15 protein-coding genes and 1 tRNA gene are annotated in these 15514 nt (G+C 67.7%); 11 read left to right on the top strand and 5 right to left on the bottom strand.

What is annotated here, in order from left to right; all coding sequences use genetic code 11:
* Window positions 1-76 precede the first annotated feature (76 nt).
* Together ACFVTE_RS08645 and ACFVTE_RS08640 are read left to right on the top strand one after the other, a co-directional pair.
* The gene (locus ACFVTE_RS08645; RefSeq protein ID WP_354257557.1) at window positions 77-331 is read left to right on the top strand and encodes a hypothetical protein; all 255 of its coding nucleotides are present in this window, start codon (window positions 77-79) and stop codon (window positions 329-331) included.
* A 118-nt stretch (window positions 332-449) separates the two neighbouring features.
* A tRNA-Tyr gene (locus ACFVTE_RS08640) sits at window positions 450-531 on the top strand.
* Between the two features lie 115 nt (window positions 532-646).
* Here ACFVTE_RS08640 and ACFVTE_RS08635 read toward each other — a convergent pair.
* Window positions 647-1381: a potassium channel family protein gene (locus ACFVTE_RS08635; RefSeq protein ID WP_387099169.1), complete on the bottom strand. Its 735-nt coding sequence runs from the start codon at window positions 1379-1381 to the stop codon at window positions 647-649.
* A gap of 137 nt (window positions 1382-1518) precedes the next feature.
* Window positions 1519-2562 (bottom strand): LysM peptidoglycan-binding domain-containing protein, encoded by a 1044-nt coding sequence (locus ACFVTE_RS08630; RefSeq protein WP_387099167.1) that lies wholly within the window; start codon window positions 2560-2562, stop codon window positions 1519-1521.
* A 393-nt stretch (window positions 2563-2955) separates the two neighbouring features.
* Between ACFVTE_RS08630 and trxA the strand changes: the two genes are divergently transcribed.
* Window positions 2956-3390, top strand: a complete 435-nt coding sequence (gene trxA / locus ACFVTE_RS08625) for a thioredoxin (protein ID WP_387099165.1) — start codon at window positions 2956-2958, stop codon at window positions 3388-3390.
* A 93-nt stretch (window positions 3391-3483) separates the two neighbouring features.
* Here trxA and ACFVTE_RS08620 read toward each other — a convergent pair whose 3' ends face one another.
* Window positions 3484-3762, bottom strand: a complete 279-nt coding sequence (locus ACFVTE_RS08620) for a putative quinol monooxygenase (protein WP_387099163.1) — start codon at window positions 3760-3762, stop codon at window positions 3484-3486.
* A gap of 33 nt (window positions 3763-3795) precedes the next feature.
* Here ACFVTE_RS08620 and ACFVTE_RS08615 point away from each other — a divergent pair, with 33 nt between their 5' ends.
* Together ACFVTE_RS08615 and ACFVTE_RS08610 are read left to right on the top strand one after the other, a co-directional pair.
* Window positions 3796-5469 carry an AMP-binding protein gene (locus ACFVTE_RS08615; RefSeq protein WP_387099161.1) on the top strand — a complete coding sequence of 558 codons (1674 nt, stop codon included), beginning with the start codon at window positions 3796-3798 and terminating at the stop codon, window positions 5467-5469.
* A gap of 150 nt (window positions 5470-5619) precedes the next feature.
* A complete protein-coding gene (locus ACFVTE_RS08610; RefSeq protein WP_387099159.1) occupies window positions 5620-6537 on the top strand; it encodes a hypothetical protein in 918 nt (305 codons plus the stop codon).
* Between the two features lie 79 nt (window positions 6538-6616).
* On the opposite strand, the gene ACFVTE_RS08605 is transcribed toward ACFVTE_RS08610, so the two are convergent.
* Entirely contained in the window at window positions 6617-7615 is a 999-nt protein-coding gene (locus tag ACFVTE_RS08605) for a DNA-3-methyladenine glycosylase family protein (RefSeq protein WP_387099157.1), read from the bottom strand.
* 151 nt (window positions 7616-7766) lie between these two features.
* Between ACFVTE_RS08605 and ACFVTE_RS08600 the strand changes: the two genes are divergently transcribed.
* Complete coding sequence (locus tag ACFVTE_RS08600) at window positions 7767-8171, top strand: VOC family protein (RefSeq protein WP_387099155.1); 405 nt, start codon at window positions 7767-7769, stop codon at window positions 8169-8171.
* Between the two features lie 101 nt (window positions 8172-8272).
* Here ACFVTE_RS08600 and ACFVTE_RS08595 read toward each other — a convergent pair whose 3' ends face one another.
* Window positions 8273-9433: an SLC13 family permease gene (locus tag ACFVTE_RS08595; protein WP_387099153.1), complete on the bottom strand. Its 1161-nt coding sequence runs from the start codon at window positions 9431-9433 to the stop codon at window positions 8273-8275.
* Window positions 9434-9526: 93 nt separating this feature from the next.
* Here ACFVTE_RS08595 and ACFVTE_RS08590 point away from each other — a divergent pair, with 93 nt between their 5' ends.
* The 5 genes from ACFVTE_RS08590 to ACFVTE_RS08570 are packed head-to-tail and all read left to right on the top strand — an operon-like array spanning window position 9527 to window position 15477.
* Window positions 9527-10912, top strand: a complete 1386-nt coding sequence (locus ACFVTE_RS08590; protein WP_387099151.1) for a cystathionine beta-synthase — start codon at window positions 9527-9529, stop codon at window positions 10910-10912.
* A gap of 31 nt (window positions 10913-10943) precedes the next feature.
* Window positions 10944-12107: a cystathionine gamma-synthase gene (locus ACFVTE_RS08585; protein ID WP_387099149.1), complete on the top strand. Its 1164-nt coding sequence runs from the start codon at window positions 10944-10946 to the stop codon at window positions 12105-12107.
* Window positions 12104-13441, top strand: coding sequence for a glycosyltransferase 87 family protein (locus ACFVTE_RS08580; protein ID WP_387099147.1), 1338 nt, complete (start codon window positions 12104-12106; stop codon window positions 13439-13441). The genes ACFVTE_RS08585 and ACFVTE_RS08580 overlap by 4 nt, the downstream gene beginning before the upstream one ends.
* Window positions 13442-13480: 39 nt before the next feature.
* Entirely contained in the window at window positions 13481-14029 is a 549-nt protein-coding gene (locus ACFVTE_RS08575) for a winged helix-turn-helix transcriptional regulator (RefSeq protein WP_387099145.1), read from the top strand.
* Window positions 14026-15477, top strand: coding sequence for an MFS transporter (locus ACFVTE_RS08570; protein WP_387099143.1), 1452 nt, complete (start codon window positions 14026-14028; stop codon window positions 15475-15477). The genes ACFVTE_RS08575 and ACFVTE_RS08570 overlap by 4 nt, the downstream gene beginning before the upstream one ends.
* Window positions 15478-15514 lie beyond the last annotated feature (37 nt).

The raw sequence follows: 15514 nt of genomic DNA, 5'->3' as shown, positions 1-15514 counted from the left end.
CATAGCCAAGTCATGGCGGGAACGAAGTTTCGGCCACCAGAGTTGAAGCAGTTGGAAGCCGCTCGGAAGGAAAGCAATGACCCACAAGGCCGTCCGCTACGTCACCAAATCCACCGCGGCAGCCGCCGGAACCATCGCCACCGCCGCCTCGTCCGTGGCGGCCGCTGCCGTGGCTGCATCCATCATCCTCAGCCCCGTAGCCGACGCGTCGACCCGGATGGAGGGAGTGCAGGCGGATCTCCAGCGGGCCGTGCAGCTTAACCAGATCACCGAGGAGCAGGCGTTGCGGTTCGAGGCCAAGCTCGCCGGCCGGATCCTCGGCGAAGCCTGATTTTCCGCGGATTTTCGGCCCTCAGATCCCCGATTTTATTCTTCGGCAGAAGTTCTGTAAGGTTGTCTTGCCCGCGGTTGATGGAAACACCGGCCGGGGTGATCTTCTTTTGAAGTTCGGCAGATTACCCGAGCGGCCAAAGGGGGCTGACTGTAAATCAGCTGGCAACGCCTACGGGGGTTCGAATCCCTCATCTGCCACATTTTGAAAGACCTCCGGAACCTATTGGTTCCGGAGGTCTTTTGCTTTTCCGGTTGGTGCCGCGGGCGGGACTAACTCCGGTTGGGGGTCGGCTGACTAATATTCCGAGCTAATTCACGGTGCGGGGTTGCGCCTCAGCTCGGCGATCTCGCGCCGGAGGGCGGCAACCTCTGCTGCCAGTTCGACCACCTCCGTCAGCACGGGCTGCTCTGCCGATTCGGCCGCTGCCACCGTTGTCTCCTCGACGCGCTGGACCAGCCACGAGGCAATGGAGGCCGTCACCACGCCCAGCACCGCGATGCCGCTCATCATCAGGGCCGCCGCGACCATCCGGCCCAGGGGAGTGACCGGGTACATGTCGCCGTAGCCCACGGTGGTGATGGTGGCCACGGCCCACCATACGGCGTCGCCGAAGGTGAGGATCTTGGCATCGGAAGCCGACTGTTCGACGTCGAGCACGGCCAGGGCACCCACGAACACCAGCAGAGCAGCGGAAGCGGCCACGTAGGTGACAACCCTGCCGCGCAGCGTTTCGCCCACCGTCCGGTGAAGCACTGACAGCAGGGTCACCAGGCGGAGCAGCCGCAGGGGTCGGAAGAACGGCAGGGCGACGATCAGCAGTTCGTGCAGGTTGCGGACAAACCAGCGCCCGCGGTCTTCGGCCAGCCATAGGTTGGCCACATAGTCCAGCGCGAAAATGCCCCAGGTGATCCACAGGGTGGCCTCGAGCCATTCGGCTCCCCGGCCTTCCATTCTGCCAATCACCTGCCACGCGTACGCCGCCAGGAACACAATGGCCGTCCCCATCAGCGGCCATTCGGCAAGGTCCCGATAGCGTTGCTGCGTCATGGCCACGATCATACGGGCGGCCTTGACGGCGGGCGTCCCTGGCGGCGGGTCTCTACCCGGCCGGGACTTCCGTGATGCTCCCGGCCGGGCGCGTACTTTGTACCGGCGCCCCGGTTCTGGTGTTCGGTTCGGGCCGGTCAGTTCAGCGCGATGACCAGCATCTGGGTGGTGCCCGGGATGCAGGTTTGCAGGACGGCCCGGGGGAACCCGCCGAACACCGCGGCGACGTCGTTGGTGGTGCCGGGGTTCGGCACCTGGCTCCGGGCCGAGACCCGGTAGGAGCCGTAGCCCGGTATGTCGACGCGTTCACCGACGCTGATTCCGGAGAACCGGGCCCAGCCGCCGCAGAAGTCGTGCTCGGTGATGAAGAGCGAGTACCCGTCGGTTGGCGTGAAGTGGATGGGGCCGATGCAGCTGTCCACCATCGCCTGGCCGCCGGCGCCCGCCACATAGATGGTGCGTACCGCGGGAACCGGTGCCGGCGCAGGAACGGGAGCGGGCGCTGGGGCGGGCGCCGGAGCGGGCGCTGGGACGGGAGCGGGCGCTGGGGCGGGAGCCGGAGCGGGTGCCGGCACGGACACGGCCGGTCCGCTGAGCTTGAGGGTCTGGCCCGGAAATATGACCGAGCCGGGTCCAAGGCCGTTGGCTGCCAGCACGCTGCCGGCGCTGACGTTGAAGCGTGCGGCAATTGAACTCACCGTGTCGCCGGCAACCACCCGGTATGTGGCGGGCTTGGGTGGAGGGTCCGGAGCAACCTTGCGGACGCTGACTGTTTTCGCCGGTGCCTTCACCGCCGCCTTGGTGGGTGTCCTGGCGGCTGTCTTCGTTGCCGTCTTCACGGGTGCTTTTGCCTGTGCCCTGGTGGCGGGCGCGGCGGCTGCTGCGGACGGCGTCGCCGGTGCCGGCTGTTCCACGGCCGGTTCGACGGCGGCCGGTTCGACGGCGGCCGGTTCGACGGCGGCCGGTTGGCCGACGGCGGCAGCCCGGCTCCCGCCGTCGGACGCGACCAGCGCGCTGACGCCCACTGACGCCCCCAACAGGGCGGCGGACACCGCTGCGGAAATGATCAGTACCCGTGCGCCCGGCCTTCCCGCCAGCGGTCCAGGCCGGGCGGGCGCCCGGCCCGCGAAGCTGTTGTGGCCAGAGGTATGCGGGGGATCTGGCGTCTCCTGTTGGTTCATGGCGGACCCTTGCTTCGTGCGCAGGCGGTGTCCGGATGCGCGTCGGACGGTGACGCGCAGACACAGGAGGTGCTCGGGGCCCAGGGGGCGGAAGCACGGCATATGGGGCGCATGACCGCTATTCATGAGTGGCGCACGCTGCTCGCTAGCGTGCCGGCCCCAGCCTGATTCGAGTGTAGGAAGCACCGCGCAGGGACTGCACGAGTAGGGGATACCTGTTTTTCCGGGAGCGGGCACTTGTTTTTCGCAGGTGGCCACCGCCCAGCAGGGGGGCCGGCCATCCGACGCAGGCTTGACCGGACGCGGAGGGCGAAAAATATTCCCGGTGACGCGGGGAGCGAACAAGGCTCCGCGGCGCGGGACTTACGGTCACGGCTCGCGTACCGTTGAACCATGGCTACCGTCGACATCACAGGTGAACAGTTCGCATCGACCATCGAGGGCAACGACATTGTCCTGGTGGACTTCTGGGCTGAATGGTGTGGTCCCTGCCGCCAGTTCGCGCCCACGTACTCCGCGGCGTCGGAAAAGCACCCGGACGTCGTTTTCGCGAAGGTGGACACCGAAGCCGAGCAGCAGCTGGCAGCGGAAGCGGGTATCTCCTCGATCCCCACGCTGATGGCGTTCCGCGAGAAGGTGCTGGTGTTCTCACAGCCCGGCGCGCTGCCCGCCCCGCAGCTCGAGCAGGTCATAGACGCCGTCAAGGCCCTCGATATGGAGGAAGTCCACGCCCACGTGGCCCGCTCCCAGGCCGAGGCCGCAGCAGCCGCGGGCAATGGCAGCAAGAGCTCCGGCCCCCAGGACGGCTCGCAGATCCCCGACTTCTAAAGGCCTCTTAAACAGCAACGCGGGGTCACTTTCCGCCCAATAACCCTCGGTATTGGGCGGAAAGTGACCCCGCGTTGCTTTGTTGTGGAAGGACTAGAGGCGGTCCACCTGGACCGGTTCGGCCAGGAGGGCGCTGAGGGATTCGTTCAGGTCCTGCAGTGCGATGCCTTTGGAGTGCGAGTCGAGGGCCTCTTCCGACTCCCACCGCTCGGTCAGGACCAGCTTGTCCTCCGTCGCCTCGGTGAGCTCGTACCGGAGGCAACCCGGCTCGTTGACTACCTCGTCGATGGCGATTTCCAGGGCGAGCTTCACACGGAAGAATTCGCCGTCGTTGGGGATGAACGTGGCCTGCAGGTCGATGGGTGCACTCATGGATTTCACAATACCGGCTTGATAGCGTGCCTTATGCGCGCTTACACCGCCGGGGACGCGGACGTCCCCTTGCTTGAGGAAACCATCGGCCAGAACTTTGAGCGCGTGGCGGCGCAGTTCCCGCTGCACGACGCGCTGATCGAGGCCGCCCCCGTGCCCGGCGCGGATGCCCGCCGCTGGAGCTACACCAAACTGAACGACGACGTCGACCGGCTGGCCCGCGCGCTCCTCGCCCTTGGCGTCGCGAAGGGCGAGCGGATCGGCATCTGGAGCCCGAACTGCGCTGAATGGACCATCCTGCAGTACGCCACGGCGAAGGTCGGGGCGGTCCTGGTCAACGTGAATCCTTCGTACCGCAGCCATGAGCTGGAGTTCGTGGTGAAACAGAACGGCATGCGGATGCTGGTCACGGCGCCGTCGGACCGGAACAGCGACTATGTGGGGATGGCACGCCAGGCGCTCGCAGTATGCCCGGACCTCCGGGAGCTCGTGTTCCTGCCGGACTTCGAACTGGAAGGACTCGACGCCGGCGTCCCCCTGGGTGACCAGGAGCTCACTTACGCTGAGCTGCTTAAGCGGGCGGACGCCGTCGGGCATTCGGTACTGAAAGACCGCATGGCGGACCTGGATCCGCACGATCCGATCAACCTGCAGTACACGTCCGGAACCACGGGCTTCCCCAAGGGCGCCACGCTGACGCACTACAACATCCTCAACAACGGGTACTCCATCGGCGAGCTGCTCAAGTACACCGAGCACGACCGGGTGGTGATCCCGGTGCCGTTCTACCACTGTTTCGGAATGGTGATCGGCAACCTGAATGCGCTGAGCCACGGTGCCGCGACGATCATTCCGGGGCGCGGGTTCACGCCGGCCGCGGCGCTGGAGTCCGTGCAGGATTTCGGTGGCACCTCCCTGTACGGGGTGCCCACCATGTTCATCGCCGAACTCGCTCTGCCTGACTTCGCCTCGTACGACCTCTCGACGCTCCGCACCGGGGTCATGGCCGGCTCGCTGTGCCCCATCGAGGTGATGAACCGGGTGATTTCGGAGATGAACATGCGGGACGTGGCCATCTGCTACGGCATGACCGAGACGTCGCCGGTGTCCACCATGACCCGCGGCGGGGACACGCTGCAGCAGCGCACGGAAACGGTGGGGCGCACAATGCCGCGGTTGGAAAGCAAGATCGTGGACCCCATGGGAGAGGTGGTGGAACGCGGCGAGATCGGCGAACTGTGTACGCGCGGCTACGCCGTGATGCAGGGGTACTGGAACCAGCCGGAGAAGACTGCCGAGGCGATCGACGCCGACGGCTGGATGCACACCGGCGACCTGGCGCGCATGGACGACGACGGGTACGTGGTGATTGAGGGCCGGATGAAGGACATGGTGATCCGCGGCGGCGAGAACATCTACCCCCGCGAGATCGAGGAGTTCCTCTACACCCATCCGTCCATCCAGGACGTCCAGGTGATCGGCGTGCCCGATGCAAAGTACGGCGAGGAGCTCATGGCCTGCATCATCCTCAAGCCCGGGGCCGACCCGCTGGACGCCGCCGCGGTGGCGGAGTTCTGCCGCGGAAAGCTGGCGCACTACAAGGTGCCCCGCTACGTCGAGGTCCGCGACAGCTTCCCCATGACGGTGTCCGGGAAGATCCGCAAGGTGGAGATGCGCGAGGAGGCCGTCGCCAGGCTGGGCCTCTAAGCGCGAACGGACCTCTAAAAAGCAACGCGGGGTCAGATATCGCCCAATGAATGGCCTCCATTGGGCGATATCTGACCCCGCGTTGCAGGTTGCCGCATTGGGGTTGTGGATAACTCCAAAAGGCTTCGGCAGGCCGCCAGAATAGTTCCCATGGCCCGTCCGTCACCGCTCCCGGAACCCCTGCATCACCTCCCCTTTACCGTGTACGAATCACGGGCGCTCGGAGTGACGGAGAAACGGCTCCGCGCCCAGGACCTCGCCGACGGCGGACGTCTCATCTATCTGCCGAAGGGACGCTTCCTCGACCTGCAGGCACGGGCCCGGGTGCTGGCAGCGGCAACCCCCGGAGCCTGGGTGTCGCATCAGACAGCAGCCGAGCTTACGCTGCTGGGGCTGCCGCCGTGGATGGACGGGGAGACCGTTCACCTGAGCAAGCCGCACGAGCTGCCGAGGGTTCGCCGCGCCGGAGTGGTGGGCCACCGCGTCCGAATGATTCCGGGCGAAATCGGGGAGTGTGCCGGCATTCCCATCTCGTTGCCGCCCCGGACCTGGCTGGACCTCGCCGCCGTGCTCCCTCTGAAGTACGTCGTTGCAATGGGGGATCAGCTGATCCGGCTTCCGCGGCCTCAGTTCGAGGGCCGCACGGAGCCTTATGCGTACAAGGAAGGGCTTCGCCTGCTCATCCGGCAGCACCCCAACATGAAGGGCGTTGAGAAGGCAAGGCTCGCCCTGGACGAAATGCGGGTGGGCGCCGACTCCTACCCTGAAACTTTCCTCCGGATAGCGATGTTGGATGCGCATTTGCCGGAGCCTGAACTGCAGGTGCGCCTGGTCCCTCACGATCCCTGGTCTCCGACTGCCGACCTCGGGTACCGGCGTTTCCGGATCGCACTGCAGTACGACGGCGAGCACCACCTTTCGCGTGAACAGCAGTCCCGGGATAACCGGCGCGACGAGGCGTTCACCAGCGCCGGCTGGTCGTATTTCAAGGTGAATGCCGACGATATGGAGGAGGGATTCCGGGGCGTGATCAGCCGGATAAAAGGTGCGAAACGCCGTGCGGCCTAAGGCAACGCGGGGTCAGGTATCGCCCAATGCCGGGCCTCCACTGGGCGCGAAGTGACCCCGCGTTGCAGTCAAAGGCGGGTCAGTGGCTGCGGTGGTCCTGGATGGTCATCCGCGGGCCGAAGGTGGGCTTGCGGAAGCCGCTCAGGCCGAGCATCCGGACCACTCGCTGCCGGTGTCCCGTCCACGGTTCCAAGAGGGCCAGCATGCCGGCGTCGTCCGTCCGCCGTCCGGTCAGCGCCGCGCCAACGTATGCGGCCAGGTGGTAATCGCCCACCGCGATGGAGTCGGGACACCCATGCGTCCGCTGCACCACCTCGGCTGCGGTCCACACCCCGATCCCCGGGATGGTCTGCATCTTGGTGGCTGCCTCCGCCGCCGGCAGGGAAGCCAGACGTTCAAGCGCGACGGCGGATCGCAGGGCGCGCATGACAGTCGCCGAACGCTGAGGTCCGACGCCCGCCTTGTGCCACTCCCAGGACGGGATGCGGAGCCAGGCGTCGGCGGTCGGCCGGACCAGCAGCCCGGTTGGCGCGACGGTACCGGCGCCTGGGGCGGGCGTGCCGTGCCGGTACATCAGGTAGCGGAAACCCCGCCGCGCCTCGATGACGGTGACCTTCTGCTCCAGGATGGTGGGCACGAGGGAGTCAACCATCCGCCCGGTGGACGGGAGGCGCACGTCGGGGTTGCGGCGCCGGGCTTCACGGACCATGCGGGGGAGCGTCGAGGCGAAGGAGGGCTCGTCAAACGCGGACCAGTCGTCATCCGCGCCGAGGAGCCGGGGAACGCCGGCGATGGCGGCATCTGAGCCGGGGCCCCAGGCCAGGGCATCGACGCAGGGGCCGCCGCCATCCAGCCCGAATCCCGCCCGGCCATCCACGGTGAGCCGCAGCGTCACCGGGCCATCCGGCGTCGTGAACGCCATCCACAGCCCGTCCGGCCGCGAAGAGAAGGAGGGGTCGCCGTTGCCGCGCATCAGGATACCGAGGGTGCGGTGCAGGTCATACGGGCCGCCCGGATGCCACCTGAGGGACGCGTCCGCCGCGGCTGCCAGCCGGGCGGGTGCGTCAGCAATGGTCATACGAACATCGTCCCACGCCGCACCGACAAACATGCCGCCGTACCCGCCGGGTGGGTTTCGACGGGCCCTTATCCGGGGACGGCGGCAGGACTACAATCCGTGTGTGGCACGGGTCGGCCGTGTCCCTTCCTTCGATTTGTAGGTGATCGCAATGGGTGGAGTGGTGCATTTTGAAATCCCCGCGGACGACCAGGACCGGGCGAGAAACTTCTACAATCAGGCCCTCGGCTGGCGGATCGACCCCATGCCCGAGATGGACTACAACGTGGTGATCACCACCCCGATGGACGAAAAGACAGGCAGGCCCACCGAGCCAGGCGCCATCAACGGCGGCATGATGGCCAGGGACGGGGAACTGACCACGCCGGTCATTACCGTGGACGTTGAGGACATCGACGCGACGCTGAAGGCGGTCGAGCAGCTGGGCGGTTCCGTGGTGAAGGGAAAGGAAACCATCCCGGGCATGGGCCACTACGCCTACTTCAAGGACACCGAGGGCAACATCCTCGGGCTCTGGGAAAACCTCCCGGCCGGTGCCGGCGGCGCTACGGGCTGACCTGCTCCTCGCCGAAGCGGCCGCGGGCCTCCACCGGGACCAGCGGTTTCCGGGCGCGGATCCTGAGCTCCTGCACCGCCCAGGTGTTGCTTGCCTTGCCGTCACGGCATCCCGTTTCCCAGCCAGAGCGCCAAAACCGCCAGCGGAAGCGCCAGGATAACCACGGCGGCGCCGGCAACCGCAAACCCGCCCCAGCGCACGCGCAGGTTCAGGCTCTGCAGCCGCTCGTGCCACAGGAGCGTGGCGAGTGATGCCCATGGCGAAATGAGCGGACCCAGGTTCACGCCGATCAGGAGCGCGGCCAGCCTCAGCGGCGATCCGGCCGCGGGCTCCAGGGCCAGGTAGCCGGGGAGGTTGTTGGCGATGTTGGCGGAACCGGCGCCCAGCGCCGCGAGGCGCAGCAGGTCCGGAAACGTCTCGCCGGCCCCCGCGGCGGGTGCGAGGGCGTGGGTGAGGCCGTGCGCGTGCAGGGTCTCAACCACCATGAACAGCCCGGCGGTCAGCATCAGCGGGCGCCACGGCAGCATCGACCAGCGCAGGGCTGACGGCCGCCGCCCCAGGAACATGGCCAGCAGGAACCCTGCCGCCAGGGCGGCGGGAACCGCCACGGGGACGCCGGAAACCAGAGCCGGGAGCAGCACGACCAGCGTGCCGGCCGATGCCCGGAGCAGCGTCCGGTCGCTTGCCGGGTGGACAGGCTGCGGACCGTAACGGCCACGCAGGTCCCGGCGGAAGGCCAGCCACAGCAGCAGCGACGGCACCACAACACCGATTGCGGCAGGCGCCCACATGAGCCTGGCAAATCCCAGCGGGCTGAGGGACATGTTCGACTGGGCCAAAAGGTTGGTGAGGTTGGACACCGGCAGGAACAGGGACGCGGTGTTGGCCAGCCACACGGTGCTCAGGGCGAACGGCAGGGGCGGGATCTTCGCGTGGACGGCGAGCAGCACCACCACGGGCGTCACAAGCACCGCGGTGGTATCGAGCGACAGAAAGGCCGTGGCGATCGCGGACAGGGCAAGCACAAAGAGCCACAGCAGGAAGACGCTGCCCCGGCCCAGCGCCGCAATGCGGTCCGTCAGCACGCGGAACAGCCCCGCATCATCGACCAGTTCCGTGACCACGGTCATCGCCACCACGAAGGCCAGGATGGGGGCCGTGCGTCCAGCCAACGAGGCGAACGCGGGCCACGGCAGCAGGCCGGCGGCAAGGCAGCCTGCACCGGCAAGCAGCATGCCGCCCGGCAGCAGGTAGCTCCGCATATTCTTCGGTATTCGCAGGGGTGCCACCGCCCAATCTTCGCACCGAACGCTGTCTGGGCTTGCCGGGCGGCCCAAGACGGTAAGTTGGTACCCATGAAGTACGCCCAGTCTGTCCTGGACCTCATCGGCAACACCCCGCTCATCAAGCTGAACCACGTCACGGAGGGCATCAAAGCCACCGTCCTCGTGAAGCTCGAATACGTGAACCCCGGCGGCTCCATCAAGGACCGCATCGCGGCGAAGATGGTCGAGGAGGCCGAGCGCGACGGCAAGCTCAAGCCCGGCGGCACCATCATCGAGCCCACCTCGGGGAACACCGGCGTCGGCCTGGCCCTGGTGGCGCAGCAAAAGGGCTACAAGTGCATTTTCGTGGTTCCGGACAAGGTGGGCGAGGACAAGCGAGCGGTCCTGGAAGCCTACGGTGCCGAAGTGGTGGTGACGCCCACCGCCGTCGAACCTGACAGCCCGCAGAGCTACTACGGCGTGTCCGACCGCCTGGTCACCGAGATCCCCGGTGCGTACAAGCCGGACCAGTTCTCCAACCCCGCGGCGCCGCTGAGCCACTACGAGACCACCGGCCCCGAGATCTGGCGGGACACCGACGGCAAGGTGACGCACTGCGTGATCGGCGCCGGCACGGGCGGCACCATCACCGGCACCGGCCGCTACCTCAAGGAGGTCTCGGCGGACCGTCCGGAGTCCGACGGCGGCCGGGTCAGGATCATCGGGGCCGATCCCGAAGGCTCTGTCTACTCAGGCGGCACCGGCCGCCCGTACTTCGTCGAGGGCGTGGGCGAGGACATGTGGCCCGCCAACTACGACAAGTCGGTCCCGGACGAGGTCCTCGCGGTCAGCGACGCAGACTCCTTCGAGATGACCCGGCGGCTTGCCCGCGAGGAGGGCCTGCTGGTGGGCGGCTCCTCCGGCATGGCCGTGGTGGCCGCCCTGCGCACCGCCCGGGACCTCCCCGAGGAGGCGGTGGTGGTGGTGATCCTGCCCGACTCCGGCCGCGGCTACCTCGCCAAAATCTTCAACGACCAATGGATGCGGTCCTACGGCTTCCTCTCCGGCGGCGAGGAGGCCTCCGTGGGCGAGGTCATCAAGTTCAAGACGGGCGAACTGCCGGACCTGGTGCACATCCACCCGAACGAAACCGTCCGCGACGTCATCAACATCATGAACGAGTTCGGCGTCAGCCACATCCCGGTCCTGTCCGCGGAACCGCCCGTCGTGATGGGCGAGGTGCTCGGCGCCGTGGACGAGCGGACCCTGACCGCCAAGCTGTTCCGCGGCGAGGCCAGGCTAACGGACAAGATCGCCGAGCACATGGGGGAGAGGCTGCCGGTGATCGGCTCGCTCGAAACCATCTCCGCCGCCCGCGAACTGCTCTCCGACGTCGACACCGTGATGGTGACGTTCGTCGGCGCACCCATTGGCATCCTGACCCGCCACGACCTCCTCGCCTACCTCAGCAACTGATCCCTACCTCAGCAACTGCTAAAGGAGCCCCATGTCTGTCACTGAGAACCAAGGATTCAACACCCGCGCCGTGCACGCCGGCCAGGGCTTCGAGCCGCGCACCGGCGCCGTCGTTCCGCCACTGCACTTCAGCTCGACCTATGCCCAGGACGGCATCGGCGGGCTGCGGGACGGCTACGAATACGGCCGCGGCGGCAACCCCACCCGCGACGCCCTGCAGGAACAGCTCGCGGCGCTCGAGCGCGGCACGCACGCGTACTCCTTCAGCTCGGGACTTGCGGCCGAGGATTCCCTGATCCGCGCCCTGATGCGCCCCGGTGACCACATCGTGCTCGGCAACGACGCCTACGGCGGTACCTACCGGCTGATCAGCCGCGTGCTCGGCGAGTGGGGGATCGGCAACACCCCCGTCGACATGTCCGATCTCGACGCCGTCCAGGCCGCGGTTGCCGCCAACAAGACCCGCTTCGTCTGGGTGGAGACCCCGTCCAACCCGATGATGAAGATCACCGACATTGAGGCGCTCGCCAAGATAGCTCACGACGCCGGGGCCCTCCTGATCGTCGACAACACCTTCGCGTCGCCCTACCTGCAGACCCCGCTCGACCTGGGTGCCGACGTCGTGGTCCACTCCACGACCAAGTACATCGGCGGCCACTCCGACGTGGTGGGCGGCGCGGTCGTGGTCAAGGACGCCGGGCTTGCCGAGAAGATCGGCTTCGTGCAGTTCGCCGTTGGCGCCGTCTCCGGCCCGATGGACGCCTTCCTCACCACGCGCGGGCTCAAGACCCTGGGCGTGCGCATGGACCGGCACAGCGACAACGCCCAGGCCGTTGCCGAATGGCTCCTGGAGCGCCCCGAGGTGGAGGCCGTCCTGTACCCGGGCCTGCCCTCGCACCCCGGCCACGAGCTGGCGAAGAAGCAGATGAAGAAGTTCGGCGGCATGATCTCGGTGCAGTTCAAGGGCGGCGAGGCGGCTGCCCGGAAGGTGGCCGAATCGACGTCGGTCTTCACCCTGGCGGAATCGCTCGGCGGCATCGAGTCGCTGATGAACTATCCGTCCGAGATGACGCACGCCTCGGTCAAGGGCACCGAACTGGCCGTCCCCGTGAACCTGATCCGGCTCTCCTGCGGCATCGAGGACGTCGAGGACCTCATCGCCGACCTTGAGCAAGCCTTCACGCATATCCAGTGACGGCCTCCCCGCAGACGCAGGAAGGCGCCGGCACCCGGCAGGAAACCGGCCGGGGTGGGGCGCCCCGGGGAACGGCGGCGCGCCGGCGTGTCCTCGGCTGGATCGCGACGGCGGGCGGGGCTGCCGCCCTCGTCCTCGCTTTGGTGTGTCTGTATGCCGGATACGCCCCGGCCATGAACGACTTCGAGGTCTATTACTACGGCGGCACCAAGGTGCTGCAGACCGGCGAGGCCGGCATCAGCGAGCTGTACGCGCCGCGGGACGGCCTGCCGTTCACCTATCCGCCGTTCGCCGCGCTGCTGTTCGCCGGCCTGGCCACCATGGCTCTCGGCCAAGCCGGGCAGCTCTTCGTCTGGGCCGCGCTGGGCGGGGCCGCAGTGGTTTCCGCCTGGCTCGCCCGGCACTACTTCGGGATAACGCGCTGGCGGGAGGCGTTTGCCGACTGGCGGTTCCGGACTGTGGCGCTGGCCGGAACCGGAGCCATCGTGCTGCTGGGACCGTGGCGGGACACCTTCGTGTTCGGCCAGATCAACATCATCCTGATGGGCCTGATCCTGGCCGACTTCGCGCTGCACGGAAAATCCAGGGCGGGTGAAGTCCGCTGGCCCGCCGGCCTGCTGATCGGTGTTGCCGCCGGGATCAAGCTGACGCCGCTCGCGTTCGGCCTTTACTTCCTGGTCCGCCGCGATTTCAAGGCCCTGGCCTGGATGGCTGTTGGCTTCGTCGGTTCCATTGCCGTGGCCTGGGCCGCCTTGCCGCTGGCGTCGGTGACTTTCTGGACCAGGATCCTGCCCAACACCGGGCGCATCGGTGATCCCGGATACGTGGACAACCTGTCCCTGAAGGGGCTGCTGCTCCACCTGGGCCTGCCGGACTCGGGGTTCACCAGCCTGCTGTGGCTGGTACTCGCGCTGGCCCTCGCCGGACTCACCGCGCTGGTGATCCGGTGGGCTGTGGCCGTGGAGGAAAACTTCGTGGCGGTGTCCGCGACCGCGGTGCTCATGCTCCTGGTCAGCCCGGTTTCGTGGTCCCATCACTGGGTGTGGATCGCGGTGGCCCTGCCGTCCATGGCCTTCGCGATGCACCGCGTTCCCTCCCGGACCGGCCTCATGCGGCTGGCCGGCTGGCTGGTGGTGGCGGCATCCGCCGTGGCCTTCTACCTCGCGCCCAAGGACCTCGCGATGGCGGCCGGCGCCGAGGTGTGGGGCGTAAACCCGCAGACCCAGTGGCCGCTGATGGTCTCCAGCCTCGGCGTCCTGTGCGGCGTGGCGCTGCTGGTGTACTGGACCGCGGCCTACCGGCCCTCGCGGACAGGGATCAGCCCGCGCTGCTAGGGGCTAGCTTTCTTCAAGAAAGTCAGCTAGTCTCGCAGCATGCCTCTCCGCTCCGACTGGTCCCAGCGCAGCTGCAGCATGGCCCGCGGCCTCGACATTTTCGGCGACCCCTGGGGCATGCTGGTCCTCCGCGAGGTCTTCTTCGGCAACGGCCGCTTCGACGCGATGAAAACGCGCCTTCAGGTGGCCGACTCCGTCCTCACCCGCCGGCTTGCCTCCCTCGTGGAGTCCGGCCTCCTGACGAAACAGCCCTATGACGACGGCGGCCGCACCCGCCATGAGTATGTCCTCACCGCCAAAGGTGAGGACGCACTGCCGGTGCTCAACGCCGTCGTGATCTGGTCCGAAAAGCATCTGCCGGCGCCATCCGAGCACGCCCACATGTATGTGGTCCACGCAACGTGCGGGCAACGCACATCGTCCGCGGACACCTGCACCGGGTGCGGGGAACGGCTCACCGCGGAGAACACCAGCTGGCACAGCCTGACGCGCAGCGAGGATCCGCTCCCGCTGGCCACGGCGCCCGAGCCAACCTACAAGCTGACCAACCGCGTTCAAGGCGGCGGAAAAGAAGGAACAGCCGCATGACCACCCCCGAAGACCCCCGAGTTTTTGTCCAGATATCGCGCCCTGAAGGGCCCCTGGAGGACGATATCTGGACAAAAACTCCAGCGGAAGGGGCGGCTAAAACCCCGGAGGAAGGCAAGAAGACTCCGGGGGAGGGGCCGAAGAAGCGGCGACGGCTGCATCCGGCGTGGGCGGTGGCGGCGGTGGCGTTCCTGGCACTCGTCGGGGCCGCCGGGTTCCGTGCCGCGCCGGGTGTGCTCATGGTGCCGCTGCAGCAGGAGTTCGGCTGGTCCACCACGGTGCTGTCGTCCGCGGTGAGCATCAACCTGGTGCTGTTCGGCCTCACGGCCCCGTTCGCCGCGGCCCTGATGGAACGGTTCGGCATCCGGGCCGTCACCGCCGTCGCCCTCGGACTGATCGGCGCGGGCAGTGCCCTGACCGTGCTGGTCAACCAGTCCTGGCAGATCCTCCTCACGTGGGGCCTGCTCATCGGCCTGGGCACCGGTTCCATGGCCCTCGTCTTCGCGGCGACCATCGCCAACACCTGGTTCACCAAGAGCCGGGGCCTGGTGATCGGCATCCTGACCGCAGGCAGCGCCGCCGGGCAGCTGGTCTTCCTGCCGTTCATCGCGATGCTCGCCCAGGACCCGGGCTGGCGCCAGGCCTCGCTGCTCATCGCCGCCGGCGCGCTCGCCGTGGTACCGCTGGTGCTGAAGTTCCTGAAAAACTCACCTGCCGACGTCGGGGCGTTGCCTTACGGGGCAGAGGAACAGTCCGGCACCCCTTCCGTTGCCGCCGCCACGCCGGAGGCTGCCGAACCCCGCCGCAACGCCGCCGTCCGGGCACTGCAGGTACTGAGGAGAGCCAGCAGGAACCGCACGTTCTGGGCGCTCGCCGCCGGGTTCGCCATCTGCGGCGCCACGACGAACGGGCTGATCGGCACCCACTTCATCCCGTCCGCCCACGATCACGGCATGCCGGAAACGACGGCGGCCGGCCTGCTCGCCGTTGTCGGGATCTTCGACATCCTGGGCACCATCGCCTCCGGCTGGCTGACCGACCGGTTCAACCCCCGGATCCTGCTGGCCGTGTACTACCAGTTCCGCGGGATCGGGCTTCTGGTGCTTCCGCTGCTGCTGGGCTCCTCGGTCCAGCCCAGCATGATCGTGTTCGTGGTGATCTACGGACTGGACTGGGTGGCCACGGTTCCGCCCACCGCGGCGATCTGCCGCCAGGTGTTCGGCGCCGACGGCAGTGTGGTGTTCGGCTGGGTGTTCGCGGCGCACCAGCTGGGTGCCGCCGCGGCCGCCCTGGCCGCCGGGGCCATCCGGGACGCCACCGGCCACTACACGTATGCCTGGCTGGGCGCCGCCGCGATGTGCACCATCGCCGCGGTCATCAGCGCCACCATCCGCAAGGACGCCGGACGACGAAAGCCCGCAGCAGTGGCAGCCGCTTCAGTAGACTGAGCGGGAGCGCCCTCGGGCGCGGCTCTTGCGGCTGAAC

The sequence above is a fragment of the Arthrobacter sp. NPDC058097 genome (assembly GCF_042884885.1).
Lineage (GTDB): Bacteria > Actinomycetota > Actinomycetes > Actinomycetales > Micrococcaceae > Arthrobacter.
This window is presented reverse-complemented; position numbering and strand designations above follow the sequence as displayed.